General features: G+C 65.5%; 21 protein-coding genes and 2 pseudogenes. 9 read left to right on the top strand and 14 right to left on the bottom strand.

The annotated features are described in order from the left end of the window. The first annotated feature begins 28 nt into the window (after positions 1 to 28). The 3 genes from L6D89_RS23040 to L6D89_RS23050 all read left to right on the top strand — a co-directional run bounded on the left by L6D89_RS23040 (position 29) and on the right by L6D89_RS23050 (position 1,993). Complete coding sequence (locus tag L6D89_RS23040; RefSeq protein WP_236172793.1) at positions 29 to 499, top strand: chemotaxis protein CheW; 471 nt, start codon at positions 29 to 31, stop codon at positions 497 to 499. 7 nt (positions 500 to 506) lie between these two features. After that, a complete protein-coding gene (locus tag L6D89_RS23045; protein WP_236201295.1) occupies positions 507 to 1,307 on the top strand; it encodes an AraC family transcriptional regulator in 801 nt (266 codons plus the stop codon). 74 nt (positions 1,308 to 1,381) lie between these two features. Then, the gene (locus L6D89_RS23050) at positions 1,382 to 1,993 is read left to right on the top strand and encodes a LysE family translocator (RefSeq protein WP_024766230.1); all 612 of its coding nucleotides are present in this window, start codon (positions 1,382 to 1,384) and stop codon (positions 1,991 to 1,993) included. Positions 1,994 to 2,256: 263 nt separating this feature from the next. On the opposite strand, the gene L6D89_RS23055 is transcribed toward L6D89_RS23050, so the two are convergent. Further along, positions 2,257 to 2,976: a 16S rRNA (uracil(1498)-N(3))-methyltransferase gene (locus tag L6D89_RS23055; RefSeq protein WP_236201296.1), complete on the bottom strand. Its 720-nt coding sequence runs from the start codon at positions 2,974 to 2,976 to the stop codon at positions 2,257 to 2,259. 85 nt (positions 2,977 to 3,061) lie between these two features. After that, entirely contained in the window at positions 3,062 to 4,465 is a 1,404-nt protein-coding gene (locus L6D89_RS23060; protein WP_236201297.1) for an adenosylmethionine--8-amino-7-oxononanoate transaminase, read from the bottom strand. Positions 4,466 to 4,656: 191 nt separating this feature from the next. On the opposite strand from L6D89_RS23060, the gene L6D89_RS23065 reads away from it, so the two are divergent. From L6D89_RS23065 to L6D89_RS23075, 3 genes are all read left to right on the top strand, one after another. Then, positions 4,657 to 6,144, top strand: coding sequence for a flavin monoamine oxidase family protein (locus L6D89_RS23065; protein WP_236201298.1), 1,488 nt, complete (start codon positions 4,657 to 4,659; stop codon positions 6,142 to 6,144). A gap of 176 nt (positions 6,145 to 6,320) precedes the next feature. Then, positions 6,321 to 6,875, top strand: a complete 555-nt coding sequence (locus L6D89_RS23070; protein WP_236172724.1) for a cytochrome b — start codon at positions 6,321 to 6,323, stop codon at positions 6,873 to 6,875. Between the two features lie 28 nt (positions 6,876 to 6,903). Next, positions 6,904 to 7,479, top strand: a complete 576-nt coding sequence (locus L6D89_RS23075; RefSeq protein WP_236172723.1) for a YceI family protein — start codon at positions 6,904 to 6,906, stop codon at positions 7,477 to 7,479. A gap of 51 nt (positions 7,480 to 7,530) precedes the next feature. Here the strand turns inward: L6D89_RS23075 and L6D89_RS23080 are convergent, their stop codons facing one another. Continuing rightward, positions 7,531 to 7,965, bottom strand: coding sequence for a MarR family winged helix-turn-helix transcriptional regulator (locus tag L6D89_RS23080; RefSeq protein ID WP_236201399.1), 435 nt, complete (start codon positions 7,963 to 7,965; stop codon positions 7,531 to 7,533). 270 nt (positions 7,966 to 8,235) lie between these two features. On the opposite strand from L6D89_RS23080, the gene mexA reads away from it, so the two are divergent. The 3 genes from mexA to L6D89_RS23095 are packed head-to-tail and all read left to right on the top strand — an operon-like array spanning position 8,236 to position 14,011. Next, positions 8,236 to 9,393, top strand: coding sequence for a multidrug efflux RND transporter periplasmic adaptor subunit MexA (mexA, locus tag L6D89_RS23085; protein WP_236172722.1), 1,158 nt, complete (start codon positions 8,236 to 8,238; stop codon positions 9,391 to 9,393). A gap of 15 nt (positions 9,394 to 9,408) precedes the next feature. Further along, positions 9,409 to 12,552: an efflux RND transporter permease subunit gene (locus L6D89_RS23090; RefSeq protein WP_236201299.1), complete on the top strand. Its 3,144-nt coding sequence runs from the start codon at positions 9,409 to 9,411 to the stop codon at positions 12,550 to 12,552. Position 12,553: 1 nt separating this feature from the next. After that, positions 12,554 to 14,011 carry an AdeC/AdeK/OprM family multidrug efflux complex outer membrane factor gene (locus tag L6D89_RS23095; RefSeq protein WP_236201300.1) on the top strand — a complete coding sequence of 486 codons (1,458 nt, stop codon included), beginning with the start codon at positions 12,554 to 12,556 and terminating at the stop codon, positions 14,009 to 14,011. A gap of 430 nt (positions 14,012 to 14,441) precedes the next feature. On the opposite strand, the gene L6D89_RS23100 is transcribed toward L6D89_RS23095, so the two are convergent. The 11 genes and pseudogenes from L6D89_RS23100 to hisI all read right to left on the bottom strand — a co-directional run bounded on the left by L6D89_RS23100 (position 14,442) and on the right by hisI (position 22,421). Further along, a complete protein-coding gene (locus L6D89_RS23100) occupies positions 14,442 to 14,870 on the bottom strand; it encodes a UPF0158 family protein (protein ID WP_236172719.1) in 429 nt (142 codons plus the stop codon). A gap of 94 nt (positions 14,871 to 14,964) precedes the next feature. Further along, on the bottom strand, positions 14,965 to 15,837 hold the full coding sequence (locus tag L6D89_RS32845) for a methyl-accepting chemotaxis protein (protein ID WP_373874984.1): 873 nt from the start codon (positions 15,835 to 15,837) through the stop codon (positions 14,965 to 14,967). Then, positions 15,820 to 16,911, bottom strand: a pseudogene (locus tag L6D89_RS32850) (methyl-accepting chemotaxis protein); the annotation flags it as partial. The pseudogene L6D89_RS32850 and the gene L6D89_RS32845, both read right to left, overlap by 18 nt. Positions 16,912 to 17,277: 366 nt before the next feature. After that, entirely contained in the window at positions 17,278 to 18,150 is an 873-nt protein-coding gene (locus tag L6D89_RS32855) for a methyl-accepting chemotaxis protein (protein ID WP_373874985.1), read from the bottom strand. Continuing rightward, positions 18,151 to 19,191 (bottom strand): annotated as a pseudogene (locus L6D89_RS32860) (methyl-accepting chemotaxis protein); the annotation flags it as partial. 186 nt (positions 19,192 to 19,377) lie between these two features. Beyond that, entirely contained in the window at positions 19,378 to 20,085 is a 708-nt protein-coding gene (locus tag L6D89_RS23115) for a 16S rRNA (uracil(1498)-N(3))-methyltransferase (protein ID WP_236201303.1), read from the bottom strand. Then, on the bottom strand, positions 20,082 to 20,879 hold the full coding sequence (tatC, locus tag L6D89_RS23120) for a twin-arginine translocase subunit TatC (protein WP_236172715.1): 798 nt from the start codon (positions 20,877 to 20,879) through the stop codon (positions 20,082 to 20,084). Before tatC ends, L6D89_RS23115 begins: the two co-directional genes overlap by 4 nt. After that, a complete protein-coding gene (gene tatB, locus L6D89_RS23125) occupies positions 20,876 to 21,400 on the bottom strand; it encodes a Sec-independent protein translocase protein TatB (protein ID WP_236201304.1) in 525 nt (174 codons plus the stop codon). Before tatB ends, tatC begins: the two co-directional genes overlap by 4 nt. A gap of 3 nt (positions 21,401 to 21,403) precedes the next feature. Continuing rightward, positions 21,404 to 21,652 (bottom strand): twin-arginine translocase TatA/TatE family subunit, encoded by a 249-nt coding sequence (locus L6D89_RS23130; protein ID WP_236172713.1) that lies wholly within the window; start codon positions 21,650 to 21,652, stop codon positions 21,404 to 21,406. Positions 21,653 to 21,679: 27 nt separating this feature from the next. Further along, a complete protein-coding gene (locus L6D89_RS23135) occupies positions 21,680 to 22,018 on the bottom strand; it encodes a phosphoribosyl-ATP diphosphatase (RefSeq protein WP_045212901.1) in 339 nt (112 codons plus the stop codon). Then, positions 22,008 to 22,421, bottom strand: coding sequence for a phosphoribosyl-AMP cyclohydrolase (gene hisI / locus L6D89_RS23140; RefSeq protein ID WP_184590387.1), 414 nt, complete (start codon positions 22,419 to 22,421; stop codon positions 22,008 to 22,010). The genes L6D89_RS23135 and hisI overlap by 11 nt, the downstream gene beginning before the upstream one ends. Positions 22,422 to 22,455: the final 34 nt, after the last annotated feature.

The raw sequence follows: 22,455 nt of genomic DNA on the forward strand, positions 1-22,455 counted from the left end.
CGCCAATGCCGGCGTTGCCAATCCCGCCATGGCTGCTGGTGCCGCGGCCAACAGTGCCCCCAGCAGCCTGACCGGCCTGCTGGTACCGCTGGCCGACCGCAACCTGCTGCTGCCCAACGTGGCGGTGGCCGAGCTGATCACCTACCGCGCCCCGCACCCGGTGGACGGCCTGCCGTCGTGGTACCTGGGCCAGGTGGCCTGGCGCGACCTGCGCCTGCCGCTGCTGTCCTTCGAGGCAGCCTCCGACGGCCAGGCCGAGGTCAGCCCCGGCGCCCGGGTGATCGTGGTCAACGCCCTGGGCGGCCGACCCAATGTGAAGTTCTTCGCGCTGCTGGTGCAGGGCATCCCGCGTTCGCTGAAGGTCGGCAGCGACCTCAAGCGTCTCGACGTGCCGCTGGCGCCGCTGGAGCTGGACGCCGTGGACCTGGGCGACGCCCAGGCGCGCATCCCCGACCTGGCCGCGCTGGAGCAGAAGCTGGCCGACTCCGGCCTCATATAACCCTGCCATGCACGGTGGCCTGCGCCTTGCCCAGCTGGGGGATCAACCTGGCTTCGAGGTCGCCGGCGCCACCCTGGGTGGCCACCGTTTCGAACGCCACAGCCACGACGAATTTGTCATCAGCGCCAACCTGCGCGGCGAGGAAAGCGTCTGGCTGGATGGCCGTACCTTTGACGCCGGCCCCGGTTGCGTCACCTGCTACAACCCCGGCCAGATTCAGGGCGGCGGCGTTGCCGAAGGCCAGCCCTGGCAGTTCGCCAGCCTCTATGTCGCCCCCGACCAACTGGCCATGATGCTCGGCCTGCAGCGCCTGGAATTCGAGCGCGCCACTGATCGCTTGCCCGTTCTGAGCATGGCCATGGCCGACGCCGTCGAGCGCGTGCTCGGTGATGACCCCTTCGTTCGCCAGCGCGGCGAGGAGCGCCTGACACTGCTGCTCGCCGAGATCGCCCGTGCCATGGGCGTGCGTCTGCCGCGGGATGCTGTCGAGAGCGGTGGTCGGATGGCCAACCTGCAGGACTGGCTGGCCGCCGACCTGGCACGGCAACCCAGCCTCGATGAGATGGCGGCCTACCTCGGCCTGTCGCGTTTCCACCTGCTGCGCAGTTTCCAGAAACAGGTCGGCCTGAGCCCCCGGCAGTGGGCCATGCAACTGCGCACTCGCCGCGCCCAGGCGCTGCTGCGTGCCGGCCTGCCGGCTACGGAGGTGGCCCATGCGCTGGGTTTCGCCGACCAGAGCCACCTGAACCGGCACTTTCGCGCGGCCTATGGCGTGTCGCCGGGCAGCTTCCAGCGCGCCCTGCGCTGAGCAATCCGGTTCAAGTACGGTCGCTGCTGGCCCGGCAGAATTGCCCCAACGCCATCCTGTTCGAGAATTGATCCATGACGCTGTTCTTCGCTGCGCTGCTGTTCGGCATCGTCTTCTGCCTGTCTCCCGGCGCCGTGCTCGCCGAAACCCTGCGCCGTGGCCTGAAGGGCGGCTTTCGGCCTGCACTGCTGGTGCAGTTCGGCTCGCTGATCGGCGATGCCGTCTGGGCGCTGATCGGCCTGACCGGGCTGGCGCTGCTGTTCGGCCATGAAACCTTGCGCCTGCCGCTGACCCTGGCCAGCGCCGCGTACCTGGCCTGGCTGGGGGTGCAGAGCCTGCGCGACGCCCGCGAGGTCGGCGTGGTGGAAGAGGGCGATACCGGCGAGCACAACGCCGGGGCTTTCGCTTCCGGGGCGATGCTGTCGCTGTCGAACCCGAAGAACATCGTCTACTGGGGCGCGCTGGGCGGCGCCATGGCCGGATTGGTCGATGGCGTGCCGTCGTTGGCGGATTCGCTGGTGTTCTTCGCCGGCTTCATGACTGCTTCGGTGCTCTGCTGCTTCCTCTGCGCGGGACTGGTCGACTGGTTGCGGCGCAATGCTTCGCCGCGCTGGCACCGGGTCAGTCACGCGCTTTGCGGAGTGGTGTTGCTGGTACTGGCGGGGTTGGCGTTGCGCGGGATCTGAATCGCTGGGTGGCTGGGCTGTTCGCGAGCAAGCTCGCTCCTACAGGCAGCCGGCTGGCTCGGGGCGCTCTTCGTAGGAGCGAGCTTGCTCGCGAACCCGCCTGGCATCGGAGTTGCCGGCCTGCCCTCACTCCGGCCCTGGCTGCGCGCCCCGCTCAGAGGGATCCGATTCTGCCGGCTGACGCTGCTGAGGACGGTCCCCTCTCCCTTTGGAGCGGGGCGCGCAGCCAGGGTTAGGGTGAGGGTTTTTCCATCGCAGAGAATCTAGAAGTCACCCCACAATTGCTGCGCCACACTCAGCGCCACCACCGGCGCTGTCTCGGTCCGCAGTACGCGCGGCCCCAGTCGCGCGGCATGGAATCCAGCCGATTTCGCCTGTTCCACTTCCGCATCGCTCAACCCACCTTCGGGGCCGATCAGGAAGGCCAGGCTCGATGGCCGGTCATGGCTGGTCAGCGGTTCGGCCACCGGGTGCAGCACCAGCTTGAGCTGTGCTTCGCAGCTCTGCAGCCATTCCCCGAGGGTGACCGGTGCATTGAGCACCGGCAGTACCGAGCGGCCGCACTGCTCGCAGGCGCTGATCGCGACCTGGCGCCAGTGGGCCATGCGCTTGTCGGCGCGTTCGTCCTTCAGGCGTACTTCGCAGCGTTCGCTGACGATCGGGGTGATCTCGCTGGCGCCCAGTTCGGTAGCCTTCTGGATTGCCCAGTCCATGCGCTCGCCACGCGACAGGCCCTGGCCCAGGTGCACGCGCAGCGGCGATTCGGCCTGGCCGGCAAAGGCTTCGCGCAGCTCCACGCGGACGTTCTTCTTGCCCACTTCGATCAGCTCGCCCAGGTATTCCTGGCCCGAGCCGTCGAACAGCTGCACCGCGTCGCCGGCGCTGTGGCGCAGCACGCGGCCGATGTAGTGGGCCTGGGCTTCGGGCAGCTCGTGCTGGCCGAGGGAGAGCGGGGCGTCGATGAAGAAGCGGGAGAGGCGCATTTTTTGGGCTACAGGTGGCAGGCTTCAGGCTACAGGTGGACAAGTGTATCGCCTGCCGCCTGCAGCCTGAAGCCTGCCGCCGCTTTTAGCCTGGATCGCGATGCTCGGGGAAGCGTTCGCTGACCGCCACGCTCACGCTGTCGCGGGTGGCGATGTCGATACCTTCGCTGGCCACCTCGGCAAGGAAGTCGATCTGCTCGGGGGTGATGATGTACGGCGGCAGGAAGTACACCACGCTGCCCAGCGGGCGCAGCAGCGCGCCGCGTTCCAGGCCGTGCTGGAAGACCTTCAGGCCGCGGCGCTCCTGCCAGGGGTAGGCGATTTTCGTCGCCTTGTCCTGAACCATCTCGATGGCGAGGATCATGCCGGTCTGGCGGATTTCCGAGACGTGCGGGTGGTCGGCCAGGTGCGCGGTGGCGCTGGCCATCTTCGCCGCCAGGGCCTTGTTGGCCTCGATGACGTTGTCCTGCTCGAAGATATCCAGGGTCGCCAGGGCGGCGGCGCAGGCCAGCGGGTTGCCGGTGTAGGTGTGCGAGTGGAGAAAGGCGCGCAGGGTGGCGTAGTCGTCGTAGAAGGCCTGGTAGACGTTGTCGGTGGTGAGCACCGCGCTCATCGCCAGGTAGCCGCCGGTCAACGCCTTGGAAAGCACCAGGAAGTCCGGGGTGATGCCGGCCTGTTCGCAGGCGAACATGCTGCCGGTGCGGCCGAAGCCGACGGCGATCTCGTCGTGGATCAGGTGCACGCCGTAGCGGTCGCAGGCCTCGCGCAGCAGCTTGAGGTAGACCGGGTGGTACATGCGCATGCCGCCGGCGCCCTGCACCAGCGGTTCGACGATTACCGCCGCGACCTCATGGTGGTGCTGCTCCAGCGCCTGCTCCATGGCGGCGAACATCGTCCGCGAGTGCTCCTCCCAGCTCACGCCTTCGGGGCGCAGGTAGCAGTCGGGGGTCGGTACCTTGATGGTGTCCATCAGCAGCGACTTGTAGGTCTCGGTGAACAGCGCCACGTCGCCCACCGACATCGCCGCCACGGTCTCGCCGTGGTAGCTGTTGGTCAGGGTGATGAAGCGCTTCTTCTCCGGCTGGCCGAGGTTGTGCCAGTAGTGGTAGCTCATCTTCAGCGCCACTTCGATGCCGGCCGAGCCGCTGTCGGCGTAGAACACCCGGGAGAACCCGGCCGGCGCGAGGCGCAGCAGGCGCTCGGAGAGTTCGATCACCGGCTGGTGGCTGAAGCCGGCGAGGATCACGTGCTCCAGCTGATCGACCTGGTCCTTGATGCGCTGGTTGATGCGCGGGTTGGCGTGGCCGAAAACGTTGACCCACCAGGAGCTGACCGCGTCCATGTAGCGCTTGCCTTCGAAGTCCTCCAGCCAGATGCCTTCGCCACGGCGAATCGGGATCACCGGCAGGCGCTCGTGGTCTTTCATCTGGGTGCAGGGGTGCCACAGCACCTCGAGATCACGCTGCATCCACTCGGCATTCAGGCCCATGGCCGGCTCCTTAAATTGATGGCTCTTCTGACGTTCGGCTCGCTCTGGTCGGCAAGCCTATGCAATGCACCTGAGATGAACAAGGACACGTCCTACGACACATGTTGTAGGCAGCCGACCAAGACAGCTATTCGGCTTTCGGGCGCTCACGTATGCTTCGCGCCTTTGCACCAATTCGGGGAAGTCTGGCGATGAAAATGGGATGGCTGCGCGCTGCCGCGCTGCTCGCTCTGGGCGTGTTCAGCGTTGTGGCGCTGGGCAAGGACAAACAACCGACCGCCATCGTGGTAGGCGCCGGACTCGCAGGGCTTTCCGCGGCCTATGAGCTGCAGCAGGCCGGCTGGCAGGTCACCGTGCTGGAAGCCAAGCCGCAGGTGGGTGGCCGTTCGGGCCTGGCCACCAGCGAATGGATCGGCAACAAGAAGGCCCAGCCGACTCTCAACGGCTACCTGGACACCCTGAAGGTGAATTCGGTGCCGGCGCCGGAATTCGTGCGCACCCCGAGCTACCTGATCGACGGTCTCTACTACACCAGCGCCGACCTGAAGACCAAGATGCCGGCCGTCGCCGCGGACCTCGAACGCTTCGAGAAGTCCCTGAATGATCTGTCCGCCTCCATCGACGACCCGCTCAATCCGCTGGCGAACAAGACCCTGTTCGCCCTCGATCAGCTCACCGCCGCGCGTTGGCTGGACAAGCTGAACCTGTCGCCGACCGCGCGCCTGCTGGTCAACCAGCGTATCCGTTCGCACTACGACGAACCGTCGCGCCTGTCGCTGCTCTACCTCGCCCAGCAGGGCCGTGTGTACCGCGGCGTCGACGACCGTGACCTGCGTGCGGCACGCCTGCCCGGCGGCAGCCAGGTGCTGGCCCAGGCCTTCGTCAAGCAGATCAAGACCATCAAGACCAACGCCAAGGTCACTGCGATCAGCCAGGACAAGGACGGCGTGACCGTCAAGGTCGGCCCCACCGGCTACACCGCCGACTACCTGGTGCTGGCTGTACCGCTGCGGGCGCTGGGCAGCATCACCCTGACCCCGAGCCTGAACGAGAAGCAGCTGGCGGCGCTCAAGGGCACCAACTACGGCTGGCGCGACCAGATCCTGATGAAGTTCAAGCGCCCGGTGTGGGACGACAAGTCGCGCCTGTCCGGCGAGATCTACAGCGACCAGGGCCTGGGCATGATCTGGGTCGAACCCGCGACCAAGGGTGGCGCCAACGTGCTGATCAACCTGTCCGGCGACAATGCTCGCGTGATGCAGGCCTTCGGTGATCGCCAGCTGTCGGAGCAGGTGCTGATCCGCATGAACAAGTACTACCCGAAGATGCGCGGCGCCTACGACGGCTATGAAATGCGCCGCTACAGCACCGACGTCGGTACCGGCGGCTCCTACCTGGCCTATGGTCCGGGCCAGATCAGCCGCTTCTGGCGCGTCTGGGAGACTCCGGTTGCGCGCGTCGCCTTCGCCGGCGAACACACCGATGCGCTCTATCCGGGCACCATCGAAGGCGCCCTGCGCAGCGGCAAGCGCGCCGCCAGCCAGGTCCGCGACCTGTACGCCGGCAAGACTCCGGTGCTCGAAGGTGCGGCGCTGGTTGCCGACAACAAGCCGGCGGCCAGCGACAAACCGGCCGAGAAAGGCGAGAAGAAGGGCATCATGTCCTGGCTGCCGTTCTGAGCCAACGCGCTCCATCCACAATGCCGGCGAAAGCCGGCATTGTCGTTTCTGGCTCTGGCACGGCCGTTTCAGGAGATGACCTATCTTGTCAGTCGATGTTTCAAAGCAGATTTTTCTGCTTTTCTTCGATGGATTAGCCGCTAGTCTTGAATTCCCGTTTTCAAGGATGTGTATCGATGCAATGGCGTAATTCCCCCGCACGCTACGGACTGGTCAGCCTGTTCCTGCACTGGGGCAGCGCGCTGGTGGTGTTCGGCCTGTTCGGTCTGGGCCTGTGGATGCGCGAGCTGGACTACTACGACACCTGGTACCACCGCGCTCCGGAAATCCACAAAAGCATCGGCATCCTGCTGGCCATCGCACTGATCGTGCGTGTGCTCTGGCGCTTCATCAGCCCGGCACCGCCGACGCCGGCCAACCATGGCCAGCTCACGCGCCTGGCCACCAAGCTGGGTCACCTGGCGCTGTACGCCTTGCTGTTCGCCGTGATCATCGCCGGCTACCTGATCTCCACCGCCGAAGGCAAACCCATCAGCGTGTTCGGCTGGTTCGATGTGCCCGCCACCCTGAGCGGCATCACCGACCAGGCCGATATCGCCGGTGTGATCCACCTGTACCTGGCCTGGACCCTGGTCGTCCTGGCTGTGCTGCACGCCCTGGCGGCGTTCAAACACCATTTCTTCGATCGCGATGCGACCCTGGTGCGCATGCTCGGTCGTGCCGCGAAATAACACCTCACCTCAAAGGGAGATTGCTTCAATGCTGAAGAAGACGTTCGCCGCTCTGGCGCTGGGTACCGCCCTGTTCTCCGCTGGCCAGGCCATGGCCGCGGACTACAAGATCGACAAGGAAGGCCAGCACGCCTTCATCGAGTTCCGCATCAAGCACCTGGGTTACAGCTGGCTGTACGGCCGCTTCGACGACTTCGACGGTGCCTTCACCTTCGACGAGAAGAACCCGTCCGCCGACAAGGTCAAGGTGACCATCAACACCAACAGCGTGAACTCCAACCACGCCGAGCGTGACAAGCATCTGCGCAGTGCGGACTTCCTGAATGTCTCGAAGAACCCGACCGCGACCTTCGAATCCACCGCCGTGAAGGCCGATGGCAAGAATGCCGAGATCACCGGCAACCTGACCCTGAATGGCGTGACCAAGCCGGTCACCATCAAGGCTGAACTGGTTGGCCAGGGCGATGATCCGTGGGGCGGCTACCGTGCCGGCTTCCTCGGCACCACCACCCTCAAGCTGAAAGACTTCAACATCCAGCGCGACCTCGGCCCGGCTTCCCAGGAAGTCGAGCTGACCCTGTCGGTTGAGGGGGTGCGTCAGTAAGACGCAGGACCGCGAAAACGCCGGCGAATGCCGGCGTTTTCGTTTGTGGCCTTAGTCTCCCCGGCCCTGCAGGCACTGCCGCAGAAGTTGGGTGAGAGTGCGCTGCTCTTCATCGTCCAGCGGCGCGAACAGATTGTCATGGGTTCGTGCGAGGATGGCCTGGGTGCGTTCGTCGATACGGCTCCCGGCCTCGGTGAGGAACAGCTGGAAGCTGCGCTGGTCGTCCGGGTTGCGTTCACGGCGAACCAGGCCGAGCGTCTCCATTTCACGGATCTTACGGGTTACCAGGGCCTTGTCGCGGCACATCTTACGACCCAGGCTCTGCAGGCTCTGGCCCGCGTCGGCGCCGATCAATTCGAGCAGGCGGATGTCCGGTGGCGTGAGGTCGATGCCCTCGGCGTACAGTTCGTCCTGGAGGCTCTCGCGCAAGTGGTCGAGGACCTTCATCAGGGTCTGTGGCAGGTCGGGATTCACGTTGTGGGTCATCGGCTCGGTCACGGTAAACCTTGTGTAAATCAGGTTGATCGGCTCAACCATTTTTTCGTATTTTAGTTGATGTTATCAACTTTGTTCGTCGCCGCGACTGCCTTGCGGGAAACCTACTGTGATGTCGGCCAATGGCTAAAACGTTTCAGTAGTTTTCCCTCAGGGCTTTCGGACGTTTACAAACAGAGCTGAATGTAAGTATTTTTGCCAGCTTTTCCGGACCGGCAAGCCCACAGCCAAACCGGATGCTTTGCTCACGAGGACAACGATATGCAACGAAAGCCAGCCATGCGCGCCCTGGTCCCGGCCCTGCTCGTCGCCATGGCCACTCTTGCCGGCTGCGATAAAGCACAGGCCCCGCAGGAGAAGCAGATCCCCGAGGTCGGTGTGGTGACCCTGCAGCCGCAGGAGGTGACCCTGAGCACCGAACTGCCGGGCCGCACCACCGCGTATCGCATCGCCGAAGTTCGCCCGCAGGTGAACGGCATCATCCTCAAGCGCCTGTTCAAGGAAGGCAGCGACGTCAAGGAGGGCCAGCAGCTGTACCAGATCGACCCGGCCACCTATGAAGCGACCCTGCAGAGTGCCCAGGCCAACCTGGTGTCCACCCAGCAGCAGGCCGAGCGTTACAAGGAACTGGTCAAGGACGAGGCGGTGAGCAAGCAGCAATACGCCGACGCCCAGGCCGCGTACCTGCAGGCCAAGGCCACCGTCGACAACGCGAAGATCAACGTGCGCTACACCAAGGTGTATTCGCCGATCTCCGGCCGCATCGGTCGCTCCAGCGTCACCGAAGGCGCCCTGGTGCAGAACGGCCAGGCCACCGCGCTGGCGACCGTGCAGCAGCTCGACCCGATCTACGTCGACGTTACCCAGTCCTCCACTGCGCTGATCCGCCTGCGCCGCGAGCTGGCCGCCGGGCAGCTGGAGAAGGCCGGCGACAACGCCGCCAAGGTCAAGCTGTACCTGGAAGACGGCTCCGAGTACCCGATCGAGGGCAAGCTGGAGTTCTCCGAGGTCTCGGTTGACCAGGGCACCGGTTCGGTGACCGTACGCGCCATCTTCCCCAACCCGAACAAGGAGCTGCTGCCGGGCATGTTCGTCCATGCGCAGCTGGAAGAGGGCATCAAGAAGCAGGCCATCCTCGCACCGCAGCAGGGCGTCACCCGTGACTTCCGTGGCATGGCCACCGCGCTGGTGCTCAACAGCGAAGACAAGGTCGAGCTGCGCACCCTCAAGACCGAGCGCACCGTGGGCGCCTACTGGCTGGTCAGCGATGGCCTGAAGCCCGGTGACCGCGTGATCACCGAAGGCCTGCAGTACGTTCAACCGGGCGCCCAGGCCAAGGCCGTACCCGCGAAGAACGTGGCGCCCGCCGCTGGTGCCGCCGACAAGCCCGCCGCCGCCGAGCCGGCCAAGCAGGGTTAATCAAGGGGATTCGTAATGTCGAAGTTTTTCATTGACCGGCCCATTTTCGCCTGGGTAATCGCCCTGGTGATCATGCTGGCGGGCGGTCTGTCGATCCTCAAGTTGCCGGTGAACCAGTACCCGGCCATTGCGCCGCCGGCCATCGCCATCCAGGTCGCCTACCCGGGCGCCTCCGCCGAGACGGTGCAGGACACCGTGGTGCAGGTCATCGAGCAGCAGATGAACGGTCTCGACCATCTGCGCTACATCTCCTCGGAGTCCAACTCCGACGGCAGCATGACCATCACCGTGACCTTCGACCAGGGCACCAGTCCGGACATCGCCCAGGTCCAGGTGCAGAACAAGCTGCAGCTGGCCACGCCGCTCCTGCCGCAGGAAGTACAGCAGCAGGGTATCCGCGTGACCAAGGCGGTGAAGAACTTCCTGATGGTGGTCGGCGTCGTCTCCAACGACGGCAGCATGACCAAGGAAGACCTGTCGAACTACATTGTTTCCAACATCCAGGACCCGCTGTCGCGGACCGCCGGTGTGGGTGACTTCCAGGTGTTCGGTTCGCAGTACGCCATGCGTATCTGGCTGGATCCGGCGAAGCTCAACAGCTTCCAGATGACGCCGGGCGACGTGAAGACGGCGATCCAGGCGCAGAACGTGCAGATCTCCTCCGGCCAGTTGGGCGGCCTGCCCGCGGTCAAGGGGCAGCAGCTCAACGCCACGATCATCGGCAAGACCCGCCTGCAGAGCGCCGAGCAGTTCAAGGAAATCCTCCTCAAGGTCAACGCCGACGGCTCCCAGGTGCGCCTGAAGGACGTCGCCGATGTGGCCCTGGGCGGCCAGGACTACAGCATCAACGCCCAGTTCAACGGCAAGCCGGCTTCCGGTATCGCGATCAAGCTGGCTACCGGCGCCAACGCGCTGGACACCGCCAAGTCGATCCGCGCCACCCTGGCCACGCTGGAGCCGTTCTTCCCGCAGGGCATGGATATCGTCTACCCGTACGACACCACTCCGGTAGTTTCGGCCTCCATCCACGAGGTCGTGAAGACCCTGGGTGAGGCGATCCTGCTGGTATTCCTGGTGATGTACCTGTTCCTGCAGAACTTCCGCGCCACGCTGATCCCGACGATCGCCGTGCCGGTCGTACTGCTGGGTACCTTCGGCGTACTGGCTGCCTTCGGCTTCTCGATCAACACCCTGACCATGTTCGGCATGGTGCTGGCGATCGGTCTGTTGGTGGACGATGCCATCGTCGTGGTGGAAAACGTCGAGCGGGTGATGGCCGAGGAAGGCCTGTCACCCAGGGAAGCGGCGCGCAAGTCCATGGGCCAGATCCAGGGCGCGCTGGTGGGTATCGCCATGGTGCTGTCGGCGGTGTTCCTGCCGATGGCGTTCTTCGGCGGCTCCACCGGGGTGATCTACCGGCAGTTCTCCATCACCATCGTCTCGGCCATGGCCCTGTCGGTGATCGTGGCGCTGATCCTCACCCCGGCGCTCTGCGCCACCATGCTCAAGCCCATCGAGAAGGGCGACCACGGCGAGCACAAGCGCGGCTTCTTCGGCTGGTTCAACCGCAAGTTCCTCGCTACCACCCAGGGCTACGAGCGTGGTGTCACCTCGATCCTCAAGCATCGCGTGCCCTACCTGCTGATGTACGTGCTGATCCTCGGGGGCATGGTCTATCTGTTTACCCGCATTCCCACCGCGTTCCTTCCCGACGAGGACCAGGGCGTGCTGTTCGCCCAGGTGCAGACCCCGGCAGGTTCCTCCGCCGAGCGCACCCAGGTGGTGGTGGACTCGATGCGCGAGTACCTGCTGGACAAGGAAAGCAGCTCGGTGGCCTCGGTGTTCACCGTGACCGGCTTCAACTTTGCCGGCCGTGGCCAGAGCTCGGGCATGGCGTTCATCATGCTCAAGCCCTGGGAAGAGCGACCGGGCGCGGAGAACAGCGTGTTCGCGCTGGCCCAGCGCGCGCAGCAGCACTTCTTCAGCTTCAAGGACGCGATGGTGTTCGCTTTCGCCCCGCCGGCGGTACTCGAGCTGGGTAACGCCGTGGGCTTCGACATCTTCCTCCAGGACCAGGCTGGCGTCGGCCACGAAGTGCTGATGCAGGCGCGCAACCAGTTCCTCGGCATGGCCTCGCAGAACCCGGCGCTGCAACGTGTGCGCCCCAACGGCCTGAACGACGAGCCGCAGTACAAACTGCTGATCGACGACGAGAAGGCCAGTGCGCTGGGCGTGTCCCTGGCGGACATCAACACCACAATCTCGATTGCCTGGGGTTCGAACTACGTCAACGACTTCATCGACCGTGGTCGGGTAAAGAAGGTCTACCTGCAAGGCCGCCCGAACTCGCGGATGAGCCCGGAAGACCTGGACAAGTGGTATGTGCGCAACAGCACCGGGGAAATGGTGCCGTTCAGTGCCTTCGCCACCGGTGAATGGAGCTACGGTTCGCCCAAGCTGGCGCGCTACAACGGCGTGCCAGCCATGGAAGTCCTCGGTGAACCGGCCCCGGGCCGCTCCACCGGTGAGGCTATGGCGGCGGTCGAGGATATCGTCAAGCAACTGCCCACGGGGGTTGGCTACTCCTGGACCGGCCTGTCCTACGAGGAACGGCTGTCCGGCTCGCAGGCTCCGGCGCTCTACGCGCTGTCGCTGATCGTGGTGTTCCTCTGCCTGGCAGCACTGTACGAGAGCTGGTCGATCCCGTTCTCGGTGATGCTGGTGGTGCCGTTGGGCGTCATCGGTGCATTGCTGGCGACCTCCATGCGCGGCCTGTCCAACGACGTGTTCTTCCAGGTGGGCCTGCTGACGACCATTGGCCTGTCGGCAAAGAACGCCATTTTGATCGTGGAATTCGCCAAGGAACTGCACGAGCGCGAGGGCAAGCCCATCGTCGAGGCGGCGATCGAGGCGTGCCGTATGCGTCTGCGCCCGATCGTGATGACCTCCCTGGCGTTCGTCCTCGGCGTGCTGCCGCTGGCGATCTCCACCGGTGCTGGCTCGGGCAGCCAGCACGCGATCGGTACCGGCGTGATCGGCGGCATGATTACTGCGACCGTCCTCGCGATCTTCTGGGTACCGCTGTTCTACGTGGTGGTCAGTACCCTGTTCAAGGACAAGCTGTCCAAGGAACAGGAAACCACCGAGAAGGGGCATTGATATGAGAAAGTCCTTACTGTCCCTTGCGATAGCCGCCGGTGTGTTGTCCGGCTGCTCGCTGATCCCCGACTACGAGCGCCCCGAGGCGCCCGTGGCCGCGGCTTACCCGCAGGGCAATGCCTACGATGCGGCGCAACAGGCCAACGCCGGCGCCGACATCGGCTGGCGCGAGTTCTTCAAGGACCCGCAACTGCAGCGACTGGTCGAAGTGTCGCTGGAAAACAACCGCGATCTGCGCGTCGCCGCGCTGAACATCGAAGCCTACCGGGCGCAGTACCGCATCCAGCGGGCCGACCTGTTCCCGGCGGTGGATGCCAGCTTCGACGGCTCGCGGCAGCGCCTGCCGGCGGACCTGTCGCAGACCGGCAGCTCGATGATCAGCAGTCAGTACGGCGCGACCGTTGGCGTAACCGCCTGGGAAGTCGACCTGTTCGGCCGCCTGCGCGCCCTGAGTGATCAGGCACTTGAGCAATACTTCGCGACCGAAGAGGCCCGCCGCAGCACTCAGACCAGCCTGGTGGCCAACGTTGCCAATGCCTACCTGACGCTGCGCGCCGACCAGGCGCAGCTGGAGCTGACTCGCAATACTCTGGGTACCTACCAGAAGAGCTACGACCTGACCCGCCGCAGTTATGAGGTGGGTGTCGCTTCGGCCCTGGATTTGCGCCAGTCGCAGACCCAGGTGGAAAGCGCGCGTGCGACGCTGGCGCAGTACACCCGCCTGGTTGCGCAGGACCAGAACGCCCTGGTGCTCCTGCTGGGCTCCGGCCTGCCGGGCGACATGCCCAAGGGGCGCGAGCTGTCCGACGAACTGCTGGCCACCGTGCCGGCCGGCCTGCCCTCCGACCTGCTGCAACGCCGCCCGGATATCCTCCAGGCGGAGCACCAGCTCAAGGCGGCCAACGCCAACATCGGCGCGGCGCGGGCGGCTTTCTTCCCGAGCATCAGCCTGACCGCCAACGCCGGCACCCTGAGCCCGGACCTCGGCGGCCTGTTCGACGGCGGCTCGGGCACCTGGCTGTTCAAGCCTTCGATCAACCTGCCGATCTTCAACGCCGGCAGCCTGCGCGCGAGCCTGGACCTGGCCAAGGTGCAGAAGGACATCAACGTCGCGCAGTACGAGAAAGCCATCCAGACGGCCTTCTCCGAAGTCGCCGACGGCCTCGCCGCCCGTGGAACTTTCAACGAGCAGCTGCAGGCGCAGCGCGCGCTGGTGGACGCCACCAGCGAGTATTACCGCCTGGCCGACAAGCGCTACCGCACCGGTGTGGACAACTACCTCACCGTGCTCGACGCGCAGCGTTCGTTGTTTAGTGCCCAGCAACAGCTGATCACCGATCGCCTCAACCAGCTGACCAGCGAGGTCAACCTGTACAAGGCTCTCGGCGGCGGTTGGCAGGCCACGGCAGCCCAGGCCAAGCCGATCTCCAACGAGGCGCCGGAAGGCCGATTGTTCTGATCGGAAACAACAACGCCGCCCTTCGGGGCGGCGTTGTTGTTTGCGCGGGCAATTGGCTCGGGGGCCGGCCTATCGCGGACGAAGTCCGCTCCTACGCGACCGGTGAGCACAACGCTTGATCCGGAAGCGCGCCTGCTTGCGATCACGCCTGCGGGGCGCTCCTGCGCTGTTGTGCCGGAGTGGGGGACTGTTCGCGAGCAAGCTCGCTCCTACAGGGCACGGAATACCTGCTCTTCGTAGGAGCGAGCTCGCTCGCGAACCTGCGGATCAGAGCCTCGCGCTGTGGGTGGCCGGCTGGATATGGCTGCCCGCCGGCCAATCCATAGGCGTTCTGCGCCCCACATTGTTGCGCGAGAGTTTGCGGCGCTTCACGCTTCTGCTGGGGCCGGCGTGCCCTCCGTAGGAGCGAGCTTGCTCGCGAACCTGCGGATCAGAGCATCGCGCTGCGCGTCGCCGGCTGGATCTGGTTGTCCGCCAGCCAATCCAGCGCGCACTCGCGCAGCCTTTCGCCCTGGTAGACATACCAGGCCTGCAGCAGCTCGGGATAACCCATCAGCACGTGGCGGAAGGCCTTGAACGGCTTGCGCCCTTCGATGGCGTTGGCCAGGGCGGAATAGGCGTGCGGCTCCGGCACTTCGCGGAGGAAGTCCCGCATCAGGTCCAGTGACTGGCCGCTGCTCAGCGGTTCGATGGGCAGCAGACGCTCCGGCTCGCGGTGCAGCAATTCGGCGAGCTCCGGATCGGGGTCTTCTTCGGCAATCAGCAGCACCTGGCCGCTGAACAGATCGAGGTAGTGATCGATACCCTGGGTGTCGAGCGCGAAGGCGAGTTCGTCGAGGTCGATGGTCAGCGGGCGCATGGTCACTCTCCCTATATGGCGAGTGACCGATCCTACGCCATGCGCATGACAATTGTCCCGCCGGCCGGTGCGGGTACACCGACCGACAGCCACCTCACAGGCGGAAGCGCCCCACCTGCAGTTGCAGCTCGTTGCCCAGGCGTGCCAATTCGGTGCTGGAACTGGCGGTCTGCTCGCTGGCGGCAGCAGACTGGTCGGCGATCTCGCGCACCTGCACCACGCTGCGGTTGATCTCTTCGGCGACGCTGCTCTGCTGCTCGGCGGCGGAAGCGATCTGCAGGTTCATGCCCTGGATGTCGGCCACGGTGCGGGCGATCACTGCCAGCGCATCGCCGGCGCGGCGGGTCAGTTCCACCGAGCTGCCGGTCAGGCGGCGACTGTCGTCCATGCGCGTCACTGCCTCCTGGGCGCCGCGTTGCAGGCCCGCGATCAGCCCCTCGATCTCGGCCGTGGAGGATTGGGTGCGCTGCGCCAGGCCGCGAACTTCGTCGGCGACCACGGCAAATCCGCGCCCGGCCTCGCCGGCACGGGCGGCTTCGATAGCGGCATTGAGCGCTAGCAGGTTGGTCTGTTCGGCCACCGATTTGATCACGTCGAGTACGCTGCCGATCTTCTCGCTTTCCTTGCGCAGCAGCTCCATGGCCTCGGCGGAGCGATCCACTTCGATGGCCAGGCGGTCGATCTGGTTCACCGCGTCCTGTACCACCTGGTCGCCCTGGCGCGTCTGCTGGTCGGCCTGTTGTGCGGCGGCGGAGGCTTGTTCGGCATTGCGCGCGACCTCCTGCACCGTGGCCGCCATCTCGTGGATGGCGCTGGCGACCTGTTCGGTTTCCACGCGCTGGCTGTTGACCCCGGCGCGGGTCTGCTCGGTGACGGCGGAGAGTTCGTCAGCGGCGGTGGCCAACTGGCTGACGCTGCCGCCGATGTGGCCGAGTAGCTGCGACAGGTTCTCGCGCATGCGCAGCATCACCCGCTGCAACTGGCCCAGCTCGTCGCTGCGCTGCAGGTTGAGGTTACGGGAAAGGCCCTGGGACAGGTCGCCCTGGGCGATGCGCTCGGCCAGCTCCAGGGCCTCGTGCAGCGGGCGGACGATCTGGCGATTGATGGCCCAGCCCGACAGCATGCCAAAAGCCAGGGCCAGCACGGCGATGAGGATCTGCCGGGTCTTGGCGGCGGCGGTCTCGGCATCGTTGCGTGCGAGGGTGTCGTCGTAGAGGTGGGTGGCGGCAGAGAGCAGCGCTTCGCTGGCGCCATTCAGGCCCTTGCGTGCCTGCTGGGTGGCGTTTACGCCGTCGCGGAAGTGCTCGATGCCGCTGCGGTAATTCTGCAGGCCATTCAGCGCGCTGTTCAGGCCGTCGGCAGCGATGGCCGGCAATTGGCTCTGCAGGGCGGAGCCGCCGTCGCGCAGTTTGTCGAAGGCGGCAAAGGCGGCCTGTTCGGCGCTGGCGGATTGCTCGAAGACATAGCCGCGTACCTGGTAGCGCACCACCAGCAACTGCTGGTGCAACTGGCCGACGGCCTGGGCGCTGTGCAGCAACTGGCTGTCGCCGGGCTGCTCGGCGAGCAGGTCGAAGAGCTGCTTGTCCAGCGCTTCGAAGGCTTGCAGGGCGCTCTGCGCGCTGCCCACCAGGGTGCTGCGGGCCTGGGTGCGCTGGTCCACGGCGCGGGTCAGGGCGTTGAAAGCTTCGCGGTATTCGCTCACCGCCTGGCGTGCGGCGTCCAATTGCCTGGCATCGATATCGCTGCCTTTCAGGCGCTGCTCGATCAGCTCCAGCATCTTCGTGCTGTGTTGCTCGACCTTCTCGGCCTGACTGCGGTCGCCGCCCAGCTCGAACTGCAGGCGCGCGAGGTTGGCCTGCTGGCTGAGGTCGTTGAGCTCGGTGATGGTTGCCAGCTGCTCACCGCGCCCGGCCTGGTTGTCCAGGCTGCTCAGGCCGCTGAGCAGCACCAGCAGCGTGAGAAAGAGGAGGATGCCGAAGCCCACCACCAGCTTCAGGCTGACGTTCAGGCGTCCCAGCTGTACTACTAGCCAATCGTACATGTCGAATACTCCAGGCAGGCGTCGCCACGGGATCGACGGCCCGTGGCAGGCAACAACAAAAGATCGGAGGCGAGGCGGAATTATCGGGACGCATCTTCGTGCGTCAGAGGCTATCGGCCGCGAGAAGGGAAACTGAAGGCGGGAATTTGTCGCGTCATATCTGACGCGGCCGCGCTCCGGGCGAGCTTTCGTAGGATGGCGTGGAGCGCAGCGATACCCATCGCAGGCGTCGTCGATGGGTGATGGGTATCGCAAGCTCCACCCATCCTACGGGATGGCGCTGCGCGAGGGTTCGGCAGGCGCAGACGTATCGACTGACCATGAAAAAGGCCCGCATTGCGCGGGCCTTTTTCCATCTCGGAAGGATCAGACGCGGAAGCGGCTGACCAGCACTTGCAGCTCATTGCCCAGGCGCGCCAGCTCGACGCTGGAAGCGGCGGTTTCCTCACTGGCGGCAGCAGTCTGTTCGGAGATGTCGCGTACGTTCATCACGCTGCGGTTGATCTCCTCGGCCACGGCGCTCTGCTGCTCGGAGGCGGCGGCGATCTGCTGGTTCATCGACTGGATGGTCGACACGGTGCGGGTGATCGCGCCCAGGCGCTCACCGGCGCGGCGGGTCAGGTCGACCGTGCTGACGGTCAGGTCGCGGCTGGTTTCCATCATCTGCACGGCCTGCTGGGTGCCGCTCTGCAGGCCGGCGATCAGTTCCTCGATCTCTTCGGTGGAGGACTGGGTGCGCTGCGCCAGGCCGCGCACCTCGTCGGCCACCACGGCGAAGCCACGCCCGGCGTCGCCCGCGCGGGCGGCCTCGATGGCAGCGTTGAGCGCCAGCAGGTTGGTCTGCTCGGCTACTGCCTTGATCACGTCCAGCACGCTGCCGATCTTCTCGCTCTCGCGCTTGAGCTTGAGCACCGACTCGTTGGTACGGCTGACTTCGCCAGCCAGGCGGTCCATCTGGTTCACTGCTTCGTTCACCGCACCTTCGCCGTCGCGGGCCTGGCGGTCGGCAGCGGAGGCGGCCTCGGAGGCTTCCTCGGCGTTGCGCGCGACTTCCTGCACGGTGGCGGCCATCTCGTTCATCGCGGTGGCGACCTGGTCGGTCTCGGTCTTCTGGTTGTTGACCCCGGCGCTGGTCTGCTCGGTCACCGCGGACAGTTCCTCGGCGGCGCTGGCGATCTGCGTCACGCCATCGTGGATGCGGCCGATCAGCTCGCGCAGGGACAGGTTCATGCGCTGCATGCTCTTCTGCAGCTGGCCCAGCTCGTCGTGGCGGGTGGTCGGGATATCCCGGCTGAGGTCGCCGTCGGCGATGCGCTCGGCGTGGCCCAGTACGTCACGCAGCGGATTGACGATCTGCACGGTGATGATCCAGGCGGCGATGCTGCCCAGCACCAGGGCGATCAGCGTGGCCAGGCCCAGCAGGGTCTTGGCCTGGGCGACGCCGGCGTCGCGCTTGGCGGTCTGGGTGGCGGTCAGCTCGTTGCTCAGCTTCTCGATCTGCTGGCCGCTGTCGCGCATACGGTCGCGGGCGGCCTGGCTGTCGTTGACCTCGTTGCGGTAGTTGGTCAGCGCGTTGCGGTAGGTCTCCAACGCATCGAGGGTGGCGCGGAATTCTCCGTTGAGTTCGGCCGGCGAGGTGCTCATGTCGCTCTTCACACCGTCGATCAGTTTCTGCAGGGCGGCGAAGGCGGGCTGTTCCAGATTCTGCGCGTCGGTGCTGGTGTAGGCCATCACCTGCAGGCGCGCCTGCATGACGGCGCGGCCAATGCCGGCGAGGTCCTGCAGGTGCTGCAGGCTTTCCACGCTGGCGCTGTTGACCAGCTTCTGCTCGGCTTTCTGCAGGCCCTCGCTGACTGCGCCGGCGGCCTGGATCAGCACCTGTTTGGCGGCATCGCGCTCTTCGAAGGACTTCAGCAACTGGGCGTACAGCTTGCGGTATTCCACGCTCAGCTCATGCTGCTGGTCGATGACGCGACGGTCCTCGGCCTCGCTGAACTTTTCGTTCAGCGCGCGGTGGCGCTGGTCCAGCTTGTCCAGTGTATCGAGCACCAGCCTGGCGTCTTCCGGCGCGCGGGTGGACTGGAACTTCAGGCGGGCGATGCGCAGGTCCTTGGCGATCGAGATCAGCTCGGAAATCTCGCCGAGCTTGTCTCCTCGGTTGATCACGTTGCCCAGGTTGATCCAGCCGGTAAGGGCGATCAGCAGGGTGAGCAGCAGCACCAGGCCGAAGCCTGCGGCGAGTTTGAGTTTGACAGTCAGGTTGTTGAACCAGCGAAACATGAAGGCGGCGCTCCAGGGGTTGTACGGGGCCGGTACGCATGGCTGAGCAGGAAATGCGCAGAGTGGGGACGACCGGTACCGCTGATATCGGCGCGGGCGCGTGGAACTGAAGAGTTCCGGGGTGCTTTTTCTGACTGGCGGTTCACGCTGGAGGCCGCGTGGTTACTGGCTTTGCGCCAGTTTGAGTTAGAACAGTCGTGCCAGAAGAGCGGTCACGGCAGTCTCGACGCGCAGGATGCGTTCACCCAGTTGTACGGGATTCAGGCCGGCCTCTCGCAGCTTGTCGACCTCGTAGGGAATCCAGCCGCCCTCCGGGCCGATCGCCAGCGTCACTGGTTCGCTCAACGCACGCGGGCACTCGGGCCAGGGGCCGGGGTGGCCGATCAGGCCGAGGCTGCCGGCAGCGAGGGCGGGCAGGCGATCCTCGACGAAGGGCTTGAAGCGCTTCTCGATGATGACTTCGGGCAGCGCCGTATCGCGGGCTTGTTCGAGGCCCAGGATCAGTTGCTCGCGGATGGCTTCGGGCTCGAGGAAGGGCGTCTGCCAGAAGCTTTTTTCCACCCGGTAGCTGTTGAGCAGTACCAGGCGCGCCACGCCCATGGCGGCCACGGTCTGCAGCACGCGGCGGAGCATCTTCGGGCGGGGCAGGGCGAGCAGCAGGGTCAGCGGCAGTTTCGCCGGCGGTGCCTGGTCGAAGCTGACCTGCAACTCGGCCTCGTTGGCTTCCAGGCGCAGCAGGTGGCCTTCGCCCATCAGGCCGCCGAGTCGGCCCACGCGCAGGCGGTCGCCGCTTTCGGCGCGGTGGACTTCCTGCATGTGCGTCAGGCGGCGGTCGCGCAGGATCACGCGGTCCGCCGCGACGAAGTCGGCGTCGTCGAGCAGCAGCAGGTTCACGGACGGGTAGCCGGCGGCTGGTCGCCCTTGGGCTCGTCGTCTTCGGTTTCCGGCCCGCGCTTGCGGATCAGGTGGCTGAACAGTACGCCAGCCTCGAACAGCATCCACATCGGCACTGCCAGCAAGGTCTGCGACAGCGGATCCGGCGGGGTGAGAACCATGCCGACCACGAAGCAGCCGATGATCACGTAGGGGCGGATCTTCTTCAGGTAGGCCACGTCGACCACGCCGATCCATACCAGCAGGACAGTGGCCACGGGAATCTCGAAGGCCACGCCGAAGGCGAACAGCAGGGTGAGGAAGTCCAGGTAGCTGTTGATGTCGGTCATCGGCGTCACGCCTTCCGGGGCCTGGCCGAGGAAGAAGTGGAACATCAACGGGAACACCAGGAAGTAGGCGAAGGCCATGCCGGCGTAGAACAGTATGATGCTGGAGGCCAGCAGCGGCAGGGCGACGCGCTTCTCGTGCTTGTACAGGCCGGGGGCGATGAAGCCCCAGATCTGGCCGAGGATCACCGGCATGGCAATCAGCACGGCAACGATCATGGTCAGCTTCAGCGGCGCGAGGAAGGCTGACGCCGGGTCGATGGCGATCATCGTCGCGCCTTCGGGCAGGAAGCGCCGCAGCGGCTCGGAAGCCAGCGCGTAGATCTTCTGCGAGAAGTACAGGAGGCCGATGAAGATCACGAAGATCGCGATCACGCAGCGCAGCAAACGGTTGCGCAGTTCGGTCAGGTGCGAGACCAGGGGCATTTCCTGGTCTTGTTCGGGCTGGTCGGGCTTTTCGGCGCTCATGGGCTACGCGGCGTCTCGGACGAAGCGGACGGCTGGCTCGGCGCCGGCGTCTCGCTTGGGGCTTGCGCCTGGGGCGCAGCGACAGGTTCTGCCGGAGCGGCGGGTGCCGCTTCCGGGGGGGCGACAGGGGCGATGCCCGCGCCTGGCAGGCTGTTCAGCCGGCTGTTGGGCGCGATACTCGGTGCCGCAGGCGACTCGCTCGTCGCCCCTTGGCTGTCGGGCTGGGCCGGCTGCTGCGGGTTGAAGGCTTCGCGGGCCTGGTCCTGCAGGTCGGTCAGCGGCGCCATCAGCTTCTTGGCTTCCTGTTCCATCTGCAGGATGTGCTCGTTGTGCAACTGGCGGCGGATTTCATCCGCACCCAGTTCGCGCTCCACTTCCGTCTTGATGGCGTTGAAGCTGCGCTTGAGCCGGCCGATCCACAGGCCGGCCGTGCGCGCGGCACCCGGCAGGCGGTCGGGGCCGAGCACCAGCAGGGCGACTAGGCCCACCAGCAGCAGTTCGCTGAAGCTGATACCGAACATGAATCAGTCCTTGCGCGCCGGCTCTTCGACCTTGTGCGCCTGGGCGTCGATGGTGTGCGGCTGGTTCAGCGGCGGGTTGCCGGCAGCGGCGCTCGGGTCCTTCTTGTCGTCTTCCTCGGTGTTCATTGCCTTGCGGAAGCCCTTGATGGCTTCGCCGACATCCGAACCCAGGTTCTTCAGGCGCTTGGTGCCGAAGACCAGGACCACGACGATCAGGATGACTACCCAGTGTTTCCAGTCAAAGATGCCCATCTTGTTTTCCTCGCAAAGTTGTCGGGTTCAGGCTGACGGCTGGCGCGCGGCTTTCTCGTCGTGCCCGGAAAGGCCGAAGCGGCGGTCCAGCTCGTCCAGTACCGCCTGCGGGTGCTGGCCGAGGGCGGCGAGCATCACCAGGGAGTGGAACCAGAGGTCGGCCGTTTCGTAGATCAGGTCCGTGCAATCACCACTGGCGGCGGCGTCCTTGGCGGCAAGAATGGTTTCCACCGACTCTTCGCCAACCTTCTCCAGGATCTTGTTCAGGCCCTTGTGATACAGGCTGGCCACGTAGGAGCTGTCCGGTGCGGCATTCTTGCGCGCTTCGAGGACTTCCGCCAGACGGGCGAGGGTATCAGTGCTCATGGGGTTTTCCTGTACCTACGTGGGAGTAGATGGCATCCGGGTCCTTGAGGACCGGGTCGACGGTCTGCCAGGCGCCGTTCTCGAACACCCGGTAGAAGCAGCTCTCGCGGCCAGTGTGGCAGGCGATGCCGCCCAGTTGCTCGACCATCAGGATCACCACGTCGGCGTCGCAGTCCAGGCGCAGTTCGTGGAGCTTCTGCACGTGGCCGGAGTCCTCGCCCTTGCGCCAGAGCTTGCCGCGCGAGCGCGACCAGTAGATGGCGCGGTTCTCGGCGGCGGTAAGGGCCAGGGCCTCGCGGTTCATCCAGGCCATCATCAGCACGCGGCCGGTGCGATGGTCCTGGGCGATTGCCGGTACCAGTCCATCGGCATTCCAGTTGATTTCGTCCAGCCAGTCTTTCATCTCGGGTTCCGTACAGCGGGCACGCACGGTGCCC

Origin of the sequence: Pseudomonas pseudonitroreducens (assembly GCF_021603645.1) — a bacterium.
Taxonomy (GTDB): domain Bacteria; phylum Pseudomonadota; class Gammaproteobacteria; order Pseudomonadales; family Pseudomonadaceae; genus Pseudomonas; species Pseudomonas pseudonitroreducens.

What these genes read in the sequence shown, in the direction of transcription:
- L6D89_RS23040 (WP_236172793.1), top strand. Translation starts at nt 29, where the DNA reads ATGGCTGCTGGTGCCGCGGCCAACAGTGCCCCCAGCAGCCTGACCGGC.
- L6D89_RS23045 (WP_236201295.1), top strand. Translation starts at nt 507, where the DNA reads ATGCACGGTGGCCTGCGCCTTGCCCAGCTGGGGGATCAACCTGGCTTC.
- L6D89_RS23050 (WP_024766230.1), top strand. Translation starts at nt 1,382, where the DNA reads ATGACGCTGTTCTTCGCTGCGCTGCTGTTCGGCATCGTCTTCTGCCTG.
- L6D89_RS23055 (WP_236201296.1), bottom strand. Translation starts at nt 2,976, where the DNA reads ATGCGCCTCTCCCGCTTCTTCATCGACGCCCCGCTCTCCCTCGGCCAG.
- L6D89_RS23060 (WP_236201297.1), bottom strand. Translation starts at nt 4,465, where the DNA reads ATGGGCCTGAATGCCGAGTGGATGCAGCGTGATCTCGAGGTGCTGTGG.
- L6D89_RS23065 (WP_236201298.1), top strand. Translation starts at nt 4,657, where the DNA reads ATGAAAATGGGATGGCTGCGCGCTGCCGCGCTGCTCGCTCTGGGCGTG.
- L6D89_RS23070 (WP_236172724.1), top strand. Translation starts at nt 6,321, where the DNA reads ATGCAATGGCGTAATTCCCCCGCACGCTACGGACTGGTCAGCCTGTTC.
- L6D89_RS23075 (WP_236172723.1), top strand. Translation starts at nt 6,904, where the DNA reads ATGCTGAAGAAGACGTTCGCCGCTCTGGCGCTGGGTACCGCCCTGTTC.
- L6D89_RS23080 (WP_236201399.1), bottom strand. Translation starts at nt 7,965, where the DNA reads ATGACCCACAACGTGAATCCCGACCTGCCACAGACCCTGATGAAGGTC.
- mexA (WP_236172722.1), top strand. Translation starts at nt 8,236, where the DNA reads ATGCAACGAAAGCCAGCCATGCGCGCCCTGGTCCCGGCCCTGCTCGTC.
- L6D89_RS23090 (WP_236201299.1), top strand. Translation starts at nt 9,409, where the DNA reads ATGTCGAAGTTTTTCATTGACCGGCCCATTTTCGCCTGGGTAATCGCC.
- L6D89_RS23095 (WP_236201300.1), top strand. Translation starts at nt 12,554, where the DNA reads ATGAGAAAGTCCTTACTGTCCCTTGCGATAGCCGCCGGTGTGTTGTCC.
- L6D89_RS23100 (WP_236172719.1), bottom strand. Translation starts at nt 14,870, where the DNA reads ATGCGCCCGCTGACCATCGACCTCGACGAACTCGCCTTCGCGCTCGAC.
- L6D89_RS32845 (WP_373874984.1), bottom strand. Translation starts at nt 15,837, where the DNA reads ATGCTGCGCATGCGCGAGAACCTGTCGCAGCTACTCGGCCACATCGGC.
- L6D89_RS32855 (WP_373874985.1), bottom strand. Translation starts at nt 18,150, where the DNA reads ATGCAGCGCATGAACCTGTCCCTGCGCGAGCTGATCGGCCGCATCCAC.
- tatC (WP_236172715.1), bottom strand. Translation starts at nt 20,879, where the DNA reads ATGAGCGCCGAAAAGCCCGACCAGCCCGAACAAGACCAGGAAATGCCC.
- tatB (WP_236201304.1), bottom strand. Translation starts at nt 21,400, where the DNA reads ATGTTCGGTATCAGCTTCAGCGAACTGCTGCTGGTGGGCCTAGTCGCC.
- L6D89_RS23130 (WP_236172713.1), bottom strand. Translation starts at nt 21,652, where the DNA reads ATGGGCATCTTTGACTGGAAACACTGGGTAGTCATCCTGATCGTCGTG.
- L6D89_RS23135 (WP_045212901.1), bottom strand. Translation starts at nt 22,018, where the DNA reads ATGAGCACTGATACCCTCGCCCGTCTGGCGGAAGTCCTCGAAGCGCGC.
- hisI (WP_184590387.1), bottom strand. Translation starts at nt 22,421, where the DNA reads ATGAAAGACTGGCTGGACGAAATCAACTGGAATGCCGATGGACTGGTA.